Source organism: Streptomyces sp. NPDC003036 (assembly GCF_040611175.1).
In the GTDB taxonomy this organism is placed as follows: Bacteria; Actinomycetota; Actinomycetes; order Streptomycetales; family Streptomycetaceae; genus Streptomyces.
In genome coordinates this window covers 44,483-61,123 of the sequence record NZ_JBEXNO010000024.1, presented here as the reverse complement: position 1 = coordinate 61,123, position 16,641 = coordinate 44,483, and the positions used below count along the sequence as shown (strand labels likewise).

The 16,641-nt window shown below is 69.2% G+C and carries 19 protein-coding genes; 2 read left to right on the top strand and 17 right to left on the bottom strand.

Annotation, left to right across the window (positions count from 1 at the left end; all coding sequences use genetic code 11):
- Positions 1-39: 39 nt before the first annotated feature.
- Positions 40-1,809, bottom strand: a complete 1,770-nt coding sequence (locus ABZX67_RS19335) for a tyrosine-type recombinase/integrase (RefSeq protein ID WP_355361673.1) — start codon at positions 1,807-1,809, stop codon at positions 40-42.
- Entirely contained in the window at positions 1,806-2,501 is a 696-nt protein-coding gene (locus ABZX67_RS19330; RefSeq protein ID WP_355361671.1) for a hypothetical protein, read from the bottom strand. Before ABZX67_RS19330 ends, ABZX67_RS19335 begins: the two co-directional genes overlap by 4 nt.
- 116 nt (positions 2,502-2,617) lie before the next feature.
- Between ABZX67_RS19330 and ABZX67_RS19325 the strand changes: the two genes are divergently transcribed.
- Positions 2,618-2,863: an integrase gene (locus tag ABZX67_RS19325; protein ID WP_355361669.1), complete on the top strand. Its 246-nt coding sequence runs from the start codon at positions 2,618-2,620 to the stop codon at positions 2,861-2,863.
- Between the two features lie 221 nt (positions 2,864-3,084).
- Here the strand turns inward: ABZX67_RS19325 and ABZX67_RS19320 are convergent, their stop codons facing one another.
- Entirely contained in the window at positions 3,085-3,555 is a 471-nt protein-coding gene (locus tag ABZX67_RS19320; RefSeq protein ID WP_355361667.1) for a hypothetical protein, read from the bottom strand.
- A 79-nt stretch (positions 3,556-3,634) separates the two neighbouring features.
- On the opposite strand from ABZX67_RS19320, the gene ABZX67_RS19315 reads away from it, so the two are divergent.
- Entirely contained in the window at positions 3,635-3,898 is a 264-nt protein-coding gene (locus ABZX67_RS19315; protein WP_355361665.1) for a winged helix-turn-helix domain-containing protein, read from the top strand.
- Between the two features lie 49 nt (positions 3,899-3,947).
- Here the strand turns inward: ABZX67_RS19315 and tgmC are convergent, their stop codons facing one another.
- The 14 genes from tgmC to ABZX67_RS19245 form a co-directional block, all read right to left on the bottom strand.
- Positions 3,948-5,138: an ATP-grasp peptide maturase system methyltransferase gene (gene tgmC / locus ABZX67_RS19310; RefSeq protein ID WP_355361663.1), complete on the bottom strand. Its 1,191-nt coding sequence runs from the start codon at positions 5,136-5,138 to the stop codon at positions 3,948-3,950.
- Positions 5,125-6,090: an ATP-grasp ribosomal peptide maturase gene (tgmB, locus tag ABZX67_RS19305; protein ID WP_355361661.1), complete on the bottom strand. Its 966-nt coding sequence runs from the start codon at positions 6,088-6,090 to the stop codon at positions 5,125-5,127. The genes tgmC and tgmB overlap by 14 nt, the downstream gene beginning before the upstream one ends.
- Positions 6,087-6,380 carry a putative ATP-grasp-modified RiPP gene (gene tgmA / locus ABZX67_RS19300; protein WP_355361659.1) on the bottom strand — a complete coding sequence of 98 codons (294 nt, stop codon included), beginning with the start codon at positions 6,378-6,380 and terminating at the stop codon, positions 6,087-6,089. The genes tgmB and tgmA overlap by 4 nt, the downstream gene beginning before the upstream one ends.
- A gap of 109 nt (positions 6,381-6,489) precedes the next feature.
- Entirely contained in the window at positions 6,490-6,975 is a 486-nt protein-coding gene (locus tag ABZX67_RS19295) for a hypothetical protein (protein WP_355361657.1), read from the bottom strand.
- A 604-nt stretch (positions 6,976-7,579) separates the two neighbouring features.
- Positions 7,580-8,017, bottom strand: a complete 438-nt coding sequence (locus ABZX67_RS19290) for a hypothetical protein (RefSeq protein ID WP_355361655.1) — start codon at positions 8,015-8,017, stop codon at positions 7,580-7,582.
- 55 nt (positions 8,018-8,072) lie between these two features.
- A complete protein-coding gene (locus tag ABZX67_RS19285; protein ID WP_355361653.1) occupies positions 8,073-9,302 on the bottom strand; it encodes a helix-turn-helix transcriptional regulator in 1,230 nt (409 codons plus the stop codon).
- A gap of 197 nt (positions 9,303-9,499) precedes the next feature.
- Entirely contained in the window at positions 9,500-9,754 is a 255-nt protein-coding gene (locus ABZX67_RS19280) for a hypothetical protein (RefSeq protein ID WP_355361651.1), read from the bottom strand.
- The gene (locus ABZX67_RS19275) at positions 9,751-10,014 is read right to left on the bottom strand and encodes a hypothetical protein (protein ID WP_355361649.1); all 264 of its coding nucleotides are present in this window, start codon (positions 10,012-10,014) and stop codon (positions 9,751-9,753) included. Before ABZX67_RS19275 ends, ABZX67_RS19280 begins: the two co-directional genes overlap by 4 nt.
- Positions 10,015-10,080: 66 nt before the next feature.
- Complete coding sequence (locus ABZX67_RS19270; protein ID WP_355361647.1) at positions 10,081-10,878, bottom strand: peptidoglycan-binding protein; 798 nt, start codon at positions 10,876-10,878, stop codon at positions 10,081-10,083.
- A 67-nt stretch (positions 10,879-10,945) separates the two neighbouring features.
- A complete protein-coding gene (locus tag ABZX67_RS19265; RefSeq protein WP_355361645.1) occupies positions 10,946-12,724 on the bottom strand; it encodes a hypothetical protein in 1,779 nt (592 codons plus the stop codon).
- A gap of 36 nt (positions 12,725-12,760) precedes the next feature.
- A complete protein-coding gene (locus ABZX67_RS19260; protein ID WP_355361643.1) occupies positions 12,761-13,624 on the bottom strand; it encodes a hypothetical protein in 864 nt (287 codons plus the stop codon).
- Positions 13,624-14,721 (bottom strand): hypothetical protein, encoded by a 1,098-nt coding sequence (locus ABZX67_RS19255; protein WP_355361641.1) that lies wholly within the window; start codon positions 14,719-14,721, stop codon positions 13,624-13,626. Before ABZX67_RS19255 ends, ABZX67_RS19260 begins: the two co-directional genes overlap by 1 nt.
- A gap of 15 nt (positions 14,722-14,736) precedes the next feature.
- Entirely contained in the window at positions 14,737-15,645 is a 909-nt protein-coding gene (locus tag ABZX67_RS19250; RefSeq protein WP_355361640.1) for a hypothetical protein, read from the bottom strand.
- Between the two features lie 88 nt (positions 15,646-15,733).
- Positions 15,734-16,639 carry a hypothetical protein gene (locus tag ABZX67_RS19245; protein WP_355361638.1) on the bottom strand — a complete coding sequence of 302 codons (906 nt, stop codon included), beginning with the start codon at positions 16,637-16,639 and terminating at the stop codon, positions 15,734-15,736.
- Positions 16,640-16,641 lie beyond the last annotated feature (2 nt).

The following is a 16,641-nucleotide window of genomic DNA, read 5'->3' as shown; positions in this document are numbered from 1 at the left end:
GGAACCCTAGGACTCACTCGCCGTGACCTGGGGTTTTTCTTATGCCCCGACCAAGCGAGGGCGGAACGCGATGATCTTCGCACCCTCATGTGATGCCGCCGTGATGCCCTCCGGCTCGGGAGCCTCGTTGCCACGCTCGGCGAGACGCGCGAGGGCCAACTGCGCTACCTCCTCGACCGGGCGGCCGTCCTGCTCCGCCGCCTCGGTGATCTTCGCGATGAGCTGATCGAGGGCCAACCGCGCGACCTGCTCGACGCGAGGATCGACAGCCGACTCGTCAGGTCCGGGAACAGGTCGGCGGGCCGCACCGCGCGGCACGATGGCGGCGGTTGCCTCGGCAGCGTCGGCCGCCTGCTTGGGCATGACCGACTGATAGATGTCGTGCGTGACCCGCGTCTCACTGTGTCCGAGGGTCTCGGACACGATCTTGATGTCGACCCCGGCGGCGAGCATGAGCGAGGCGGCGACATGCCGCAGATCGTGCAGGCGGATCGGCGGCAGTCCGGCGAGCTCGACGAGCTTCTCGAACTGGTCGGTCAGCCAACCCGGGTGAATCCACTCCCCGTTTTCGCGGGTGAACATCCTCCCCGAATCGACCCACGCCTCACCCCATGCGGCACGGTCGGCGGCCTGCTGCACCGCCTCCGCTTCGAGGATCTCGTCGGTGTAATCGTCGATCGAGATCACACGGTCGCCGGCGTTGGTCTTGGGCGCGCTCTCCCGGACCGCCCACCCGTCCTGTACGAGCTGTGTCGAGATGGTCATCAGTCGAGACGCACGGGCGTAATCCGTCTTACGGACGCCGCACGCCTCGCCCCGCCGCAGCCCTCGGAAGGTGATCAGGTGGAACACGCCGTACAGGCGCTGTTTCGTGTCCGCGAGGAAGTCGAGGAACTGCCCGGCCTGCTCGGGAGTCCAGACCATGACCGCCGAGGGCTTGACGCCCGTACGCAGCCACTCCTCGACCCGCTCGTCTGTCCAGACGAGCGCCTTGGGGCGCTGAACGGTCGGCAGCTCGACGTATGAGGCGGGGTTGAAGATGATCGCCCCGCGCCCGATTGCGACGTTCAGCGAGGCGCGCAGGGTGTCCCTGATGTGCTTCTGCGTCGCGGGGTTGGTGACCCGACGGAAAGGCGGCATGGCCTCGATGGCGGCTTTCAGCGCCTTTCGCCGCGCGCGGTTCGCCTGCCCCTTCCACGGGATCGTTTTCAGCTCGTTCACGGCCGACCGGCGCATGAGGTTCGACTCGCGAATCTCTTCGTTGGTCTCGGCGATCCCCTCGAACATCTCGTCGAGGTGCTGCACCGTGAGCCGATCGAGACGTATGTGCCCAATCCGCGGCTTGAGGTGACACCTGATGTCGACCTCGTAGCGGGCCTCACCGCTCTTGCGGAGCGCCTTCTTACCGGCGAGCCACGTGTCGAGCCACTCGCCGACGGTCATGTGCTGAGTGAGTGACTGCCCCGTGGCGAACCGGCGTTTCGTCTCGTCGTAATCCGGGATGTCCTCGCCGCTCGTCGAGACCATTTCGAGCATGTCGGCGATACGGCGGCGACCGTCGGGGTCCGACCGCTTGTCGGCGATGTCGAGCAGGGCGGCGACGGCGTTCGCGTCGGTCTGCGCCTTTGTCTTGGTCTCGTACCCGCTACGGAAGAACCGGCGACGGCTCCCGTCCTCGCGGGGCGGCAGCGGGTGAACCAGCCTCCACACGCCGTGTGTGCGCTGAGCTAGGCGCTTGCAGGATGCGCCGAGCTGCTTGTCGGTATGCGGGTCGCGGCACCCGCAGCGCTTTGTGATTGTGGCGGTCATTCATCACCTCTGGTGGGTTCGGTCGGGTTGTCGAGCAGTTCGAGCCGATTCATGGCATCGATCAACTCCGCTGGCAGGGGAGGGACGGTGAGGTTCGCGCGCGTCATGTCATTGACGAGCTGCGCAAGTTCGTCGAGGCGGTCGACGTACTCGGTCTGTGCGCTCGGGTCGAGCGAGGCTCGCAAGCGGGCCTTGTGGGCCGTTTCGCGGCGTCGGGCGAGTTCGGGGTACAGCGAGACCGGATAGGCCGCTGTGGCCCATGCAGCGGCCCACGTCTGGCCGGTCCCGGCGATCTGCTGGGAGTCGGGGACGTACCGCCCGTCGATCGGGCCGTCGAGCGTCGGCGTCGCCTCGCCGGTCATCCACTGCCACACGGTGTACGGGTCGCGCGGATCGGCGGCCGGGACTGTGGGCACCGTGGCCTCGCTCCCGAGGGGGAGCAGCAGGAGCAGCGGGGGAGTGGCGAGGGCGAGGGCGAGCACGAACCAGTCGTCGACGTCCAGACGGCGGCGCTGTTTCCCGTCGCCGCTGGATCGGCCGGTCTCGATGCTGACGATCACGGCGTACGTGATGTCGGGGCGTCCCAAGCGGGCGCACTGCTCGGCTAGTTGGTGCCTGTTCATGCCGAGGCGGGCGCGGTGCCGGCGGATCTGTGCGGCGATCACGTCGCCGAACGTCTCGTGACTGTGCATAACGCAAAGCTAGCTTTGTCTGTTGCAAAGCGCCACTCTTGATCGTACGTTGCTGATCTAGGCACTGGTCGGCACGAATGGGCCGGCGTGCACACCGATGTCACAGGGGGCCGATGATGAGCACCGCAGAGCAGGGGATGACACACGACGAGCTGATGACGCTTCCGGTTGCCATGCCGTTGGAGACAGCCAACAGGGCGTTGCACCTCGGTCGAACGACCGGCTACCACCTTGCACGGACGGGCCGTTACCCGGTGCGTGTCCTGCGCCACGGGAGGGCGTACAAGGTGTCGCGTTACGACCTGCACCGGCACCTCGGCGTCGAGGTGCCGGTCGAGCCGCAGCCTGACCCCGAGAACTAGATGCGTCAACGGCGAGGCCCCGCCCGGGGTGTTCCGGGCGGGGCCTGCTGCTGTTCAGAGTCCCCGACGTCTGACGTGCTCGTCCGGGACCGGAGCGGGGGTGCAGTGTGGGGCGCAATCCGGGCACGCGGACAGCGTCAAGGGGCCGCCGCTCGGGCGGCCAACGGACCACACAGGCGTGGGGGCGTGTGTCTCTCGATGGCAGCGACAGCAGACCGCAGTCACGGCGCGACCTCGGCGAAGATCGGCGCACCCGGGTAGGTGTACGCGTAGTCCATCCCTGCCTGTGCGAACGCTGCCGCACGGCGTCGTTCGCGCCGCCACTCCTCCTCGGTGCTCGGCGGGGGGAATCCGGCTACGTAGGGCCGGACGGCGGGCAGTTCGTCCTCGAACGGCAGGCTGCGCTCTGTGACGTGCTGGGGCTGCGGCGTTTCCCATGGTGCGAGCCAGATGGAGGGGGAGAGGTCGGCGCGCACCCGGGGCGGGGGGACGTATTCGGCGGAGTGTCGGCCGGGGCTCTTTGTGCTGGGGTTGAGCAGCAGCAGTAAGGCGGCGCCTCCCAGCAGCAACAGCAGGCCGGGCAGGAGGGCGATAAGGTCGCGCATGTCGTCAGCTCCTCGATAGCTGGTGACGAGCCCCGGTGGCCGGTGACGCGGCTGCTGGGGCTTCTTCGTGGCGTCGACGGTAGCCAACTTGTCTACCCTCGTCTACCTACGTCTGCCAACGTATGGCTACGTGGCTCAACATGGCCGGTTGTCTACTCTTCGAGGCATGAGCGAGCGCGAGATCGATCACGAATCCGAGACCCCGGTTTACGTGCAGATTGCTGCCTACGTGATCGCGGACATCGAGGAAGGCGAGATCCCGGTCGGCCGACGCATCCCGTCCGAATCGGCTCTCGTGCAGCGTTACGGAGTCGCGCGGGAGACGGCGCGAGCGGCGGTTCGCCATCTGCGGGATAAGGGCTACGTCCGCACCGTGCCGCAACGAGGGAGCTTCGTCATCGACCGCTCGGAGGCCGGGGCAGATAGCTGACCGCCGCCCGTCACCACCCCTCGCCGGCGGGGTGGTGACGGGGCGACGCTTACTTGGGGAGGGCCCAGCTCGGCCCGTCGGGGGAACCGAGCCACACGCGTTGATCCCCAGGGGTCACGGTGACACCGAACCCCGTAGGCGCCGGCGAGTCGGCGGCGTGCCACAGGCTGATGGCCTCTTCGAGGTCATCCCACAGTGCGCACGGGCCGCCCTGCCGCACGGTCCATGCGCCGTCCCCTTGGTCTGTGAGAACGGCGAAGGACTCGTTCTCGGCGTCCAGGATGTACGTGCGGTCGGTGCCGCTGTCGTCCTGCATGGTGAAGTGCCGCGCGTTGGGCATGATGATCTGCGCCAGGAATCCACTGTCCGGCATGGACAGCAGCTCGCGGCCGAACCGAGTCTCGCGGGTCTTTCCTTCCTCCGGTGCAGGGATCATGCCCATGCTCGTGGGGGCCGCCTGCTGTCGCGCGATCATGAAATGCGGTTCAGCAGCGATGAAGGGGCCTTCTGCCCGCCCCTCCCCGTCGACGGTGAGGCGGACGAGCCCGAGCGAGCGCATCCATCCCCGAAGCGTGGTCACGATCAGCCCGCCGGGCCGGGTCTGTTCGACCCATGCCGACGGCACGCTGCGGACGCCGTAGGTCGCGATCGTCCGGTCGTACGGTGCGGGCCCGGCGTGGCCGTGTTGGCCGTCGTTGGTCAAGAGCCGCGGGTAGTAGCCGCAGCTTGCGAGCGCGATCCGAGCCCGATCGGCGACGTCCCTGTCTGTCTCGACCGACGTCACGTTCTTGTCGCCGAGGCGGTGGCACAGGAGGGCGGTCGAGTAGCCGGTGCCGGTGCCCAGTTCGAGCACGGTCATGTCGTCGTGGACGTCGAGGTCTTCCAACATGCTCACGACGAGCGAGGGCAGCGTCGAGGATGACGTCGGGTTCGCGTTGCTGACGGGTTTTGGGCCGCTCCAGTCGAGGGGGCGCCCGTCAAACTGGGTGACGAGTGTCTGGTCGCTGTAGGCGATGCTCAACCATTCGCCGACCCCCACGAGTTCGGCACTGATCGGCGTCCAAGCCGTCGCCCCGGGGTCGAGGTTCTCCGCGTAGAACGCGCGGAGGAACTCGTGTCGGGGTACGTCCTCGACGGCCGCTCGCCACTCGGTGGAGCGCAGCGAGCCGCCGGCGGCGAGCTGACGGGCGAGCTGCTGCCGCAGATTCGCGGCGCGTGTGTTGAGGTCATCGGGTGGCATGTGTTCCTCGTTCCAGAAGATCAGCCAGGGCCGCCGTCATGGGAAGGCCCGTGTGCGGTTCCATCCACGCCCATTGGCCCGACGGGTTGCACTCGATGAAAATCCACTCGTCACGAGTCAGGGCGAAGTCGAAAGCGCCGAAGACGAGCCCGAAGTGCCGAAGGTACGCGAAGATCGCGCGTTCGACGTCGGGCGGTGTCGGGATGACGCTGTACGTGTGGGTGCTGTAGTCCGTACGCCAGTCGAGCAGGTCGCAGTCGATGCGGACAGCGAAGATGCGTTCCCCGACCACAGTCACCCGTACGTCGGCGTCCTTCTGAACGCGAGCTTGGAACAGGTGCATCGTGCCTGCGACAGAGTCGTCTATCTCCTCGGCGTCGACCTCGGCGACCGTCACGGTCTGAGAGACACCGTCGCGAAGGTAGAGGGGGACGGACAGCGGCTTGTAGATCACCGGTCCGTGCTTCTTGGCGAACGTCCGCGCATCGTCGGCCCGGCTCGTGATGAGCGTGGGCGGGAGGTTGAACCCGCTCGCCGCAGCCGCGGCGAGACCAGCCGGTTTGTACTCGGCGTCGCCGATGCGGTTCGGGTGGTTGACGTACAGGCAGTCGGGGAGGGACGCGAGCACGCCGCCGAGCCCGTATCGGGCCTGCGCGACGGCGAACCGTGCGTCTTGCTCGTCGAGGTGTGGGAACACGAACCCGGACGGTCGCCGGTAATACAGGGACCGCACGTCGCCGAGCTCGGCGACGCGAGAGGGGGTCGCGACGCTTCCGCTCCACCGTGTCAGTTCGCCGCCGATGTGGGCGGAGCACGACAAGGTAGCGGGGAAGTCACCAGAGTCGAACCGCACGACCGGGACACCCCGGTCGTGCAGCTCGGCGATCACGAGATCTGCGGTCGGGTCCTCAAGGTTGGTGACGACGACGACCGGCCGATGCTCTTGTGTCACTGGTCGGTGTCGTTCCCGGTGTCCGTGTCGCCGCCACCGTGGCCGTCGGGAGAGGTTCCAGTCGACGGGTTGGTGCCGCTGCTTGTGCCGTGTCCAGGGGACATGACCGGGACGCCGGCGGCGTTGAGGTAGCGGCCGGTCTGGGTGACCGGGTCGAGCTCGACGCGGGTGTGCTCGCGCACGTCGGTGGCCGGGTACTCAGCCATGCGGCGCAGGCCCCACGGGGCCGGGGTGAGGTGGCCTTGCGGCAACGGGGTGCCGGTGGGGAATCGGTCGGCGTAGTTGAACATCGCGGTCCTTCCGCTCTGGGAGTGGGTGGTGTCTTGCGATGGCGCCCCGCCCCCGCCGGCGGAGTGAACGAGCGTCCGGCGGGGGCGGGAGTCTGTGCGCGGCCAGTCCTTACGGCCGCCGGCGGGCAAACGTCGTCCCCCACATCACTTGGCCACGTGCGAGGCTCGCGCGCAGATGGGCCTCGGTCGCTTCCGCGTTGGCGGTGAGCGGGAGAGGAGCAGTCACAAGGCAGATACGGCACAGGCCGCCATGCCCCACCAGTTCCAACCAGTCATGTGATGGCGAGGGGATCGTCATCACATACCGGTCGTGGCCGTAGTCCAGAGTGGCGCGCCCTCGGCGAATCACGAGTCGCGCGCCAATCACGGGTGGCGCTTCATCACCGGAACCAAGGTGCAACGCGGTTGCGAGGCGTCGCATACCGTCCTCGACGGTGTCGGTCGTCTCGTTCGCGCGGCGCGGCCCGGGGTGGGTGATGAGCAGTTGGGCCAGGTCGAAGCCGTCGATGCTGCGGGTTCGTGTCTCCGCCGCAACGGTGGCGACAAAGCCGGGGCCCGGAGGAACGTCGAGGCACGCGCCCTCGGACTGCTCCATGACTTACTTCCCTTTGGTCGGGTGGTGGTTCTGGACAGGTGGCGCACCGCCCCCGCGCCCGGGGGGAGCCGTTATCGACGCGGGGGCGGGGGCTAGGAGGTAAACGGCCACTTCCGGGCCGCTCGGTGCCGTCCCGCCCCCGCCGGGGCTTGAGAGCGACGTCCGGCGGGGGCAGGGGATCGGGGTGACCTGACAGCTCGCAGCGGGTAAGCGCGCACGCAGTACCGGGCGTCGGAGTCCCTGACGTTGATCAGGTAACCGACACCACAGGCGAGGGCCCGCAGAGCGTGCTCGTACTGCTCGTCGCTGTAGGCCCACGCGAGCAGTTCACCGTCGGGTCTCGGGCTGTGAGGATCGGCAGGGACCAACACCGCCGGCTGCATGTACGGGGCGGACGGGTCCGGGGCGAGCAGCCGGGCGAGACGCTGCGCCCCGGCGCGCATCCACCGCGCGGCGAGGCGAGGGGACGTGGCCCGGTAGTACGCGAGGATGATCTCGCGCGAGCCAGCGAGGTCATGGGCGCTCATTTCACAGCCAAAGACGGTGGGAGCGTGAACCAGCGGGCGGGGAGGGATCGGCGGGCGGTGCGCCATGGTGGCCGCCGTCATGCCTCGAGCCCCCGGGCCTCTCGCTGCTCGATGATCTTGTCGAGTTGGAGATGACACATCTCGACTTCCGCCGGACTGAGGACGAGCAGCGACTCGGAAGTGCCCCCGTCGGCATGGTGGATCGTGACCGGTAGGGCAGCCTGCTGCGCGCGGTGGTCATAGATCGCGTCTCGCCGTTGGGGCGTGACGTGGGTGATCGGCACGGCGACGGGGCGCAGGGTGGTTCCGTCGGCTTTCGCGCGCCAGTCACCCCCGCCCCCGGGCAGCCGCAGATGGTATGACTTCGCGTTGTCGCTCGGTAAGTCGACCACGACGCCGATCTGCCCATCCCTGGCAAGGTCGAGGGCGAGATCGCCGAGTCGAGGCTGAAACGAGTCGCCGGTGCTCAACTCGACGCTACGTCCGGGGAGTTGCTTCGAGGTCTGTTCGGCCATGCTCCGAAGCTAGGAGGGGGCTAGGGGCCGAATATGAACCGGAGGAATATCACCCTCATCCGTCGAGGTGGAAGCGGTCTGACATGCGACGCAGCTTCTCGCGGGTGGCTGCTCGTTCGGCGTAGACGATGCTGCGCAGCGTTGACCGGGCGATGGGATGGTTCCGGATGAGCTGCGGGGCGATGCGTTCGGCGGTCTCTAGTTCTTGCAACGCCTTGTCGCGGTTCCCATCCCACAGCCATGCACGAGCAAGGTCCATGTGGTGGTGGCCCTGACGGGAGTTGGGGAGCGCGGCGACCAAGTCACGCGACGTACGCCGACTTATGGCCAGGGCCTTGCGCTGCTCGCCCATTTCAAGAGCGACGCTGATTGCATGGATCTGGACGTTGCCGGGTGAGAACGTGAGCGAGTGCCGGTCGTAGATCGGGGGTCCGACGTACCCGCTCAACCGTTCGGCGGCCATTCTGGCGAGACTGACCCGTTCCTCTGCCTCCGCCGTGCGATTACCCCGCGCTGCGGAGACGGCGGCTCGCAGTTGCAGTGATCCCCACGCGCGCATGGCGAGCGGCTCACCTTGATCGAACCCCTGTTGAACGGTGGCGATGGCTCGATCCGATAGAGCGATGGCGTCCGCCCAATCTGCGGTCGCCCACATGTCCCATACGCGCATCCAGTCCGCCACGGCGGGCATGACGGAGTCACCGGAAAGCCGGGCCGACCACGCCGCCCGTTCGCAAGACATGGCGACAAGCTCAGGGTGCCCAAGGGCGTGCGCGGCGGTGTGTGCGAACTTGCAACACACGGCGTAGATCGCAAACGCTTCCTCGCGCTCGTGGCCGGTTGAGACTTCGGCCAGGGCGCGGGCTTCCCGGAACAGGTCCGGCAGAACCTGCATGATCGCCACGTTCGCGGCAGCGTCCCGCAGACGATGCAAGCGTGTTGTCTCCTGCCAGAGTTGCCCGGATGGGCGAGGGGTTCCCTCGAACACCGGGGCGAGGTCGTAGCGGCGCAGCTCGCGCAGGATGGATGACGCAGCCACCTGCCATTGGTTCTCGTCCGGAGAGCTGTTGTACGGACGACCGATTAGGTCATTGGGGTGTACGTGCAGCTCTGCGGCGACTTGGTTGAGCAGGCCGACGCGATCGAGCTCGATATGCCCGCGTTCCATCTTCGACACCCACCCCTGAGACTTCCCCAGAGCGGCGGCGAGGTCAGCTTGCGGCATCCCAAGACGGAGCCGGGCACGTCGGGCACGGCGGCCGATTTCCTCGGCTTCCTCCAACATCAACGCGCCCCCCTTGCCGTGAGGGGCCGGCGGCTTGCAAGCGGTCGGCGCGGCATCCGTGCTCCATCCGTCGGGCTCATACCCACGACGGTACAGAGCGGGCACGGTGAGTGTGGAGGGCTACAGGTCAGGAAGTGCTCAGAAACGACGACAGCGCCCCCTGTACCGACCTCGGCCGGTACAGGGGGCGCGGGTGCTCAGCGGGTGGCGGTCTGCCACACGGTGAGAGCGAGGCCGATCACGGCGACCACGGCGAGGATGCTCGGCAGCGGCCACCGGTTCTTTTCGAGGGCGTCGAGGCGCTGTTCGTGATCGGCGAGACGGGCGTCGGTCTGGTCGGACCGCTGCACGAGCAGAGCGAGAGATCCGTCGACCTTGGCGAACCCAGTCTCGACGGTCGCTCGCAGCCGCTCCAGTTCGAGGGCGACGTCGCCCGGGGTCGGGTCGGTCACGGGCGCCCTTCCGGGCCACGATCGAGGGCGAGCAGCTCGTCGTCGCGGTCGGGAGCGGTGCGCAGCCACGCCGGAAGCAGGGTCTGCACGCCAGGGAGCGCCATCACACGGGCGGTACCGCCGGCGACGGCGAGCGCCGCGGCGACCCACGGCAGGGTGGCGGGAATGCCGGACGCGTCGACGATGGAGGGCAGCAGGACGGCCAGGGCGAGCGCGGTCTGCACGATGGTGCGCAGCGTCCGGCGGGAAGCGTCGGTCATGGGGGTTCCTCTCTTGAAAAACGGGACGCCCCGCCCGCGAAGCGCGGACGGGACGGTGGGTAGTGGTCAGACCTTGGGGACCTTGAGGGCGTTCCAGCTCTTGCGGCCGGGCCACCCGTCCGCGTCGGCGCCCCGGTATCCGAGGCGCTGCTGCCACCGGGCGTACGAGCGGCGGTCCGCCTCGGTCCACTGTGGCCCGGGGCCCTCGCGGTAGGCGGAGCAGCCGACGGCGACGAGTCGGCGACCCATGGCCGTGACGATGGGCGACCGCGGGTTGCGCTTGAACCAGTCGACGCCCGGGAACGGCTCGTACCTCGGGACGGGCGTATCGGTGCCGCCCCCGCCCCCGGGGCGCGGGGCGCCACGCTGCACCCATGCGTACAGCGGGCCGCCGGGGCAGGCGGTCGGGTGCCCGTCGCGGTGCCCCTTGATCTCGTCGCCGGCGTCGCCGTCGCTTCGCAGCCACTCGACGGCGTCGCGGAGTCCGGAGAGCTGCGCGTCGGTCGGCTCGGTCAGTCCCGAGCTGCCGAGCAGCGCACACACCGCGTAGTGCCCGGCGTTAAGCGCGGCCGTGCCGTTGGCGCCGGTCTTGCGGTGCGCGCCGCGGCCCTCGAACACTGCGCCGTGCGGGCAGACAAGCGCGTTGTACGCGATGTCGCTGTAATCCTCTTCGTCGTTGGCGAGGTGGCTCGCCTGTATCGCGCGCACGCGCGGGGCGCACTGGTCGTGCGCGTCCGGGCGGCCGAGCGAGGCGGGCACGTGCGTGCCCTCATAGTGGATCTTCACGCCCTTGGTGCCGCTGATGTGGGTCAGCCGGTAGCGGGACGGGCGGGCACCCCACTGGGCGCGGGTGATGAGCTTCAAAGGGCCCTCCGGGCATAGAAAAGCCCCGGCCATTGGGCGCGGGGCGTCGAGATGTGGGTCGGACGGGTTACGCGAGAGCCGTCCAGAACCTGTTGGAGCCGTTCTCCATCGAGGCGAGGGTGAGCGAGGCGGGGGCGGTCGCGCCGCCGGTCGCGTACGAACCGAATCGCCGGACGGGAGTCAGTCCAAAGACGTTCGGCGGCGAGCCGAACGAGCTCTCGGCGACGAGCATCATCGGGCCGTCGCCGGTCGAGGTGTTGTACTGGAATCGCCACGCGACGTAATAGAGACCGGCTGCGGCGGAGTAGGCGGCGGTCAGGGGAACCGAGACGGTCGCGCCGCCCGCGTTGTGGACCTCGGCGGGCTCGGCCGCGGCGGTCGACAGGTCGGCGGTCTGCGCGACCCGTGCCCCCGACGCGTTGTAGAGCGCGGCCCACGAGCCGGTGGCGAGACCGCCGGCGTACCCGCCGAAGTGCCACGCGATCTTGGTCACGGATGCCGCTGACCGGAGATAGACGGCGGTGACCCGGATCGGCCCCGACCCGGGGTAGAGCGGGGCGGAGTGTCCGAGGGCGGGGTCGAACGCCCACGTGATCAGGCCGAGGTCGCTCGGTCTGAACTCACCCCCGCTTGCGTCCACGTAGGACTTGCGGGCGAGGTGGTTGTCGGCGGTGGGGGCGGCCGAGCTCGACGGCACGCTGCTGAACGTCTTGGCCCCGGCCACGGTCTGGTTGCCGGTGAGCAGGACGGCGGTTCCGGCGGCCTCGGCACCGACGTCGGCGGCGGCGAGGGTGACGGCTCCGGTCTTGCCCGCGACCGAGGTCACGGGGATGCCCGACGGCTGTACGTACCGTGCGTCGGCCGCGGCCAGGTCGAGCGCGCCGACGTCGGCGGCGGTGAGAGTGACCGCGCCGGTCTTGCCGTTGACCGAGTCGACCGCGCCGCCGCCCGACATCGGCGGGAGCTGAGCGGCGGGCACCTTCCCGTCGGCCCCGAGCGTGGCGATGCCCCCAGCCGCCCCGGCGGCGCTCGTGGCGACGGCCCCTACGTCGACGGCGTTCAGCACGACCGCCGCCGCGCTCTTGCCGTTGACCGACTGGACGACGCCCGCCGGTCCCGTGGCACCGGTTGCCCCGGGGTCGCCCTTGTCTCCCTTCGGACCCCGGATGTTCCCGATCGGGCTTCCCCACCCCGAGGCGCTGCGCTGCCACATGTCGCCCGAGTCCGTTCTGATCAGCAGGTCGCCGGGCTTGGTGCTCGTCGAGGGCGTCGTCGTGTTGTTGACGTAGATCGCCGCGCCCCGGACATCGCCGCCGAGTTGCGTCCACGCGCCGGCCGTCTTCTGCCATGTCGAGACGGTCATTGAGGTGACCCCGAGGAACACGGTCGTCTCGTACCGCACGTAGAGGTCGCCGTCGACGCCGACGGCGGCGCCGGGCGCGGCGGTGCCGCTGTAGATCAGCGAGCCGGGCGCACCGGTCGGCCCCTGCGGGCCGGTCGGTCCCGGTACGCCGACGTAGTTCGGTTTCGCGGGGTCGGTCGGGGCGATGTCGGCGAGGTCGACCTCGGGCTGCGCCCGGGGCAACAGCACGTTGTACGAGCGGCCCACGGGGATTCCCGCGAGCTGCTCGGTCACGATGTACGCCCACCCGGACGGGTCCATGTCGGGGGCGTCGGTGGCGGGCAGGGTCACCTCGAAACTGCCTTGTGCGTCGAGCTGCACGGTCACGGGGCCGCCGAGGATGACGTCGGCCTGCGGAAAGGTGAGCTGCGCCGGTGCGCGAAAGACGATCGCCCCGGACAGCGGGACGCCGTTCGGGGCCAGGAAGCGACCGCGCACGGTCACGGTGGGAATGGATGCGGGCAGCAGGGGGCGCCCTCCTTAGTCGTCGATGGTGTGCAGCCCCTGCTCGGCGGGGGCAGGTCGGGGTGACTCGGTGGCTGCCTCGGCGGGTGGCATGGCGGGGACGCCGAGGAACCGCTGCGCCTCGGCTGCGGCATTCGCCGGCGGCGGGTCGGGCGCTTCGTCCGCAGTGAAGGTATTCCGGGTGTAGGCACGGAACACTCTGGTCTCGATGCCACTGCCGGCGGACTTGACTCGGTGCTGAATGTTCCAGCCGACCCAGTCCTGAAACCCGACGCCGTTGAGTGGCTGCTCGATGGTCTTGTTCACCCACGTGTTGGCGGGGATGTCGTACTCGGCGACCGCTACCTCGCCGCCGCCCCGGGGGATCATGTTGATTCGGACCTGACCGCCGCCGGTACTGGCGATGCTCGACAGATTGATGACGGCGACGGCATTGTGCGCGGGGGCGCCGCCGACCCATGCGTACTGGTAGGTCGTGCCCTCGGTGCCCTGCTGCTTGGTCGGGAAAAGCTGGATCGGCATCCACGGACGACCGAGGAACTCGGGGGAGTAGTAGTCATCCATGAGAATCACGGCGCCCGCACGGGAGAACGTACGGACCATGTTGGAGCCCTCGCCTGAGCCACCCACGTTGAATGCGAGGGTGCCGTCGGATCGCTGGATCTTGACGCCGTAGGCGCCATCCCAGAGCGCGCCCACTTGGAAAATCGGGGTGCCGTCCGGGGCGGAGACTTCCAGGGAACCACCCTCGGCGATCTTGACGGGGCCGTTCGTGATCTCGTTCAGGGCGGGACGGATGTTGGCCCGGCCGGTGAGGGTGCGCACCTCGCGCTCAAGGGCTCGGATGCGGTCGAGGAGATCTTGAGGGATCGCTGCCACTAGGCGGCCTCCAAAGACAGTTTGGCGGTTTCGGGTCGCCCGCGAAGAGGTGGGGAGATCGCGAGTCCGACCACGCGATACCGCTGATCGAGCCCCTCGGCCCACCACAGGTCACGGATGCGCACGCGGACGGTGGCGCCGAGCAGGGCGGGCGACAACGGCGTGCGGTCGAGCGCGACGGTTACCTCGGGGATCGTCTGCGGGAGCAGGGCGGCGGCCAGGTCGGCGCGCGCGTGCGCGTCGAGCGTGGGCTGCTCGGTCACGGTGGAGTAGTCCGAGGTGCCGTCGAGGCGGGGCCACCCGGCGGCGAGCTGGTCGGTATCGACCAGTGGCGCGCTCATCAGGGGCAGGGACTCTTTCGTCTGGTTCGCGTTGTCCGATGCGCCGCGGCTCTGCCATGTGTTGGCCTGCACGGTCGCGTCGACCGGCCACCCATAGGCGAGGATCGGTCCCGGGTGGTCGAGGACGACCTCGCTCGCACCGGTACGGATCGGGGCGCCGAGCTGCAAGCGCTTGACCCGCCGGCCGCTGCCGTCGCGGTACGACATGATGCGCCACTCGAACCCGCCTTCTACCGCGCCGAGTTGGTCGATCACCTCGCGGATGCGCGGCACGTCGTAACGGCGAAACGTGCGGTCGCGCTTCACGCCTGAGAGCTGCTCGGCGTCGTACTCGATACCGATGTCGCCACCGGGCAGGCTGGCGGCGTAGTCGATCAGCCCTCGCACGATGTCGTACTGGTCAACCTGCACCGCTTGTAGCGTGTGGAGGATCACGCGGTGATCGAGGTACGACGCCCATCCGCCCGCCTGCACCTGTAGGCCGAGAAACCCGCGCGTGCTGCTGGTCAGGTTCGCGGTCCACAGCACGCCGCCCCACCAGATTTCCGAGCCGCGCTCGACCCACAGTGCCGTACGGCCCGGCTCGACAGCGGCGCGGGCCCGAGCGGCGACCGCCCGGTTCGGCAGAGGGATGGTCGCCGACGCGCTGCCGATCTTGCCTATGTAGTCGTCGAGAGAGACGTCGGTGACCGGCAGGACGTCGAGCACCTGGTCGGTGCGTAGATCGCACAGCACGACACGGTACGTCGGGGCCATCACGTGATCACCCCCTCACGCGTCGAGCGGGTATTGCACACCGCTGAGCGCCGCCCACGTGGTCAGCCCGGTACTGCCGATGAGCCGAAGCTGCCCGCCTGTCTGGGCGTCGAGTTTGATGTCGACGCCGCCGGCGGCGATGGGCAGTGACGTGAGGGACGCCGGTCGACAGTTCGCCGGCAACACCGAGGCGAGCAGGTTCCCGCTGTTCGGCGGCGAGCCGGACGTCGTCCACGAGACGCCGCCACGCAGTTGCAGGTGCGGCACGCCGCCGACCGTGATCCGCCGGTACCGGACGCTCCCCTGGGCGTTGCCGTTGTTGGTGTAGCCGGTGGCGAGGGTGACGGGCGTCCACCCGATGACGGGGTCGAGGGTCTGCCACGCCGAGCCGTCCCACCGGTCCAACCCGTTGCCGTTGTCCCGGTACTGCCCCGGGTAAGCGCCGGCGAAGCTGAGCCCCCATCCCCGGGGGATGATCCCGCCGTACGCGGACGTGTAGCGGCGCCGGTCGGCGAGCGCGCTCGACCATTGGATGCCACCGGTTCCGGCGGACACCCCGGCGGGAACGGTGATCTCCCACAGGCGGAGCGCGGCCGAGGGCAGAGGGGGCGGCGTCGGCGACGCGTTGGGCTGCCCTTCAACGATCTCGACCCGCGCGAGGGTCTGGCCGTCGGTGCCGTACAGCGAGTCGTAGACGCGCAGCACCACGACGTCGATGCGCGGGTTCTGTGCGTTGCCGTCGGCGACGGTGAGGGTCTCGGGAGCGGTCACGGCGACCGGGTAGGCGCCCTGTGCTTCGGTGCCCTGCACCAGGGCGCGGCCGACGGCGATCTGAATCTGCATGGTCCCGACGCCGGTCGCGTTCAGCGCGCTCCCGCCGGCGATCACGCCGTCGCGGGTGGTCATCGCGGTCTCAGGCGCCATGGTGCCGAGAGGCACTAGGCGCGTGTCCTCGCGGGTCTGCCCGTTCGGAAGTAGCCATCCGGCGCGTACGGTCAAGGCGGGGTCCTCCTTACCAGTAGGCGGAGCGCCACCGGATGGATGCCGAGGCGCGAGGGTCGGTGGAGCCGGGGGCAGAGCGGAAGACGAGCGACGTCATGCCCGGGGCCAGGGCGAAAAGCTGCTCGGGCATGCTGCGGGCGGTCGCGGTGTAGAGACGGGACGCGGTCCGATTGAGCGTCACCGTGCCGTCGCGGGTGTCGACGAACAGCTCGTCGTCGGCTGCGAGGTCGATGTCGTACTCGATCACCTCGCCGGTGCGGAGGTTGGTCAAGGACGGTCGGGAGACCGGGCCACGAATGGCCACGAGCGGGTGGCTCGGGGCGTCGCCGTCGTTCACCGCGAGCAGGGTTCCGGTGCTGCCCGGGTTGCCGAACATGAGCGGGTAGGTCAGCCCCTCGGGGCCGGGGTTGCTGTTCCAGTCGAGGCCCGGCTCGGGAGAGGGCAGGCTCGTAGTCGCCTGCTGCTCGATCAAGCTGTGTCGGCGCGGATCGCTCGCTTCCCATTGGAGGGCAGCGCCGGTGATGGTGCCGAGCCGGTAGCCGTTGCCGACGGGGATCGCACGGCGTACCACCCGAGCGAAGGAGAGCAGGGGGCCGCGCTCGTCGAGCCAGATCACGAGCGGCTGCTCGGCGTCGTTCAAGGCGGTCGCGGCGTTCAGCGCGCGGACCACGGCACCGATGGTGCCGCTCGGGGCGCGCACGATCACGTCGTCGAGAGTGACCGTGCGCGCTTGCGCGAGCAGCCGACCGGGGTAACTGCCGTGCCCATCGGCGCGGTTGACGCTGCCCGAGTCGAGCGCGGGCAGTTCCTCCCACCCGGACAGGGAGCGCCACCGATAAGGGGTGTCGGGGCCGAGCAGCAGCTCGTCGCCGAACTGGACGTGTCCGGGACGGGTGACCTTGTCGCCGGGGGCCACTG

Coding starts and splice junctions, on each gene's coding strand:
- ABZX67_RS19255 (WP_355361641.1), bottom strand. CDS start 14,721: ATGGCCCCGACGTACCGTGTCGTGCTGTGCGATCTACGCACCGACCAG.
- tgmA (WP_355361659.1), bottom strand. CDS start 6,380: ATGTTCAACTACGCCGACCGATTCCCCACCGGCACCCCGTTGCCGCAA.
- ABZX67_RS19335 (WP_355361673.1), bottom strand. CDS start 1,809: ATGACCGCCACAATCACAAAGCGCTGCGGGTGCCGCGACCCGCATACC.
- ABZX67_RS19295 (WP_355361657.1), bottom strand. CDS start 6,975: ATGGAGCAGTCCGAGGGCGCGTGCCTCGACGTTCCTCCGGGCCCCGGC.
- ABZX67_RS19315 (WP_355361665.1), top strand. CDS start 3,635: ATGAGCGAGCGCGAGATCGATCACGAATCCGAGACCCCGGTTTACGTG.
- ABZX67_RS19250 (WP_355361640.1), bottom strand. CDS start 15,645: ATGGCGCCTGAGACCGCGATGACCACCCGCGACGGCGTGATCGCCGGC.
- ABZX67_RS19285 (WP_355361653.1), bottom strand. CDS start 9,302: ATGTTGGAGGAAGCCGAGGAAATCGGCCGCCGTGCCCGACGTGCCCGG.
- tgmC (WP_355361663.1), bottom strand. CDS start 5,138: ATGCCACCCGATGACCTCAACACACGCGCCGCGAATCTGCGGCAGCAG.
- ABZX67_RS19275 (WP_355361649.1), bottom strand. CDS start 10,014: ATGACCGACGCTTCCCGCCGGACGCTGCGCACCATCGTGCAGACCGCG.
- ABZX67_RS19330 (WP_355361671.1), bottom strand. CDS start 2,501: ATGCACAGTCACGAGACGTTCGGCGACGTGATCGCCGCACAGATCCGC.
- ABZX67_RS19325 (WP_355361669.1), top strand. CDS start 2,618: ATGAGCACCGCAGAGCAGGGGATGACACACGACGAGCTGATGACGCTT.
- ABZX67_RS19290 (WP_355361655.1), bottom strand. CDS start 8,017: ATGGCCGAACAGACCTCGAAGCAACTCCCCGGACGTAGCGTCGAGTTG.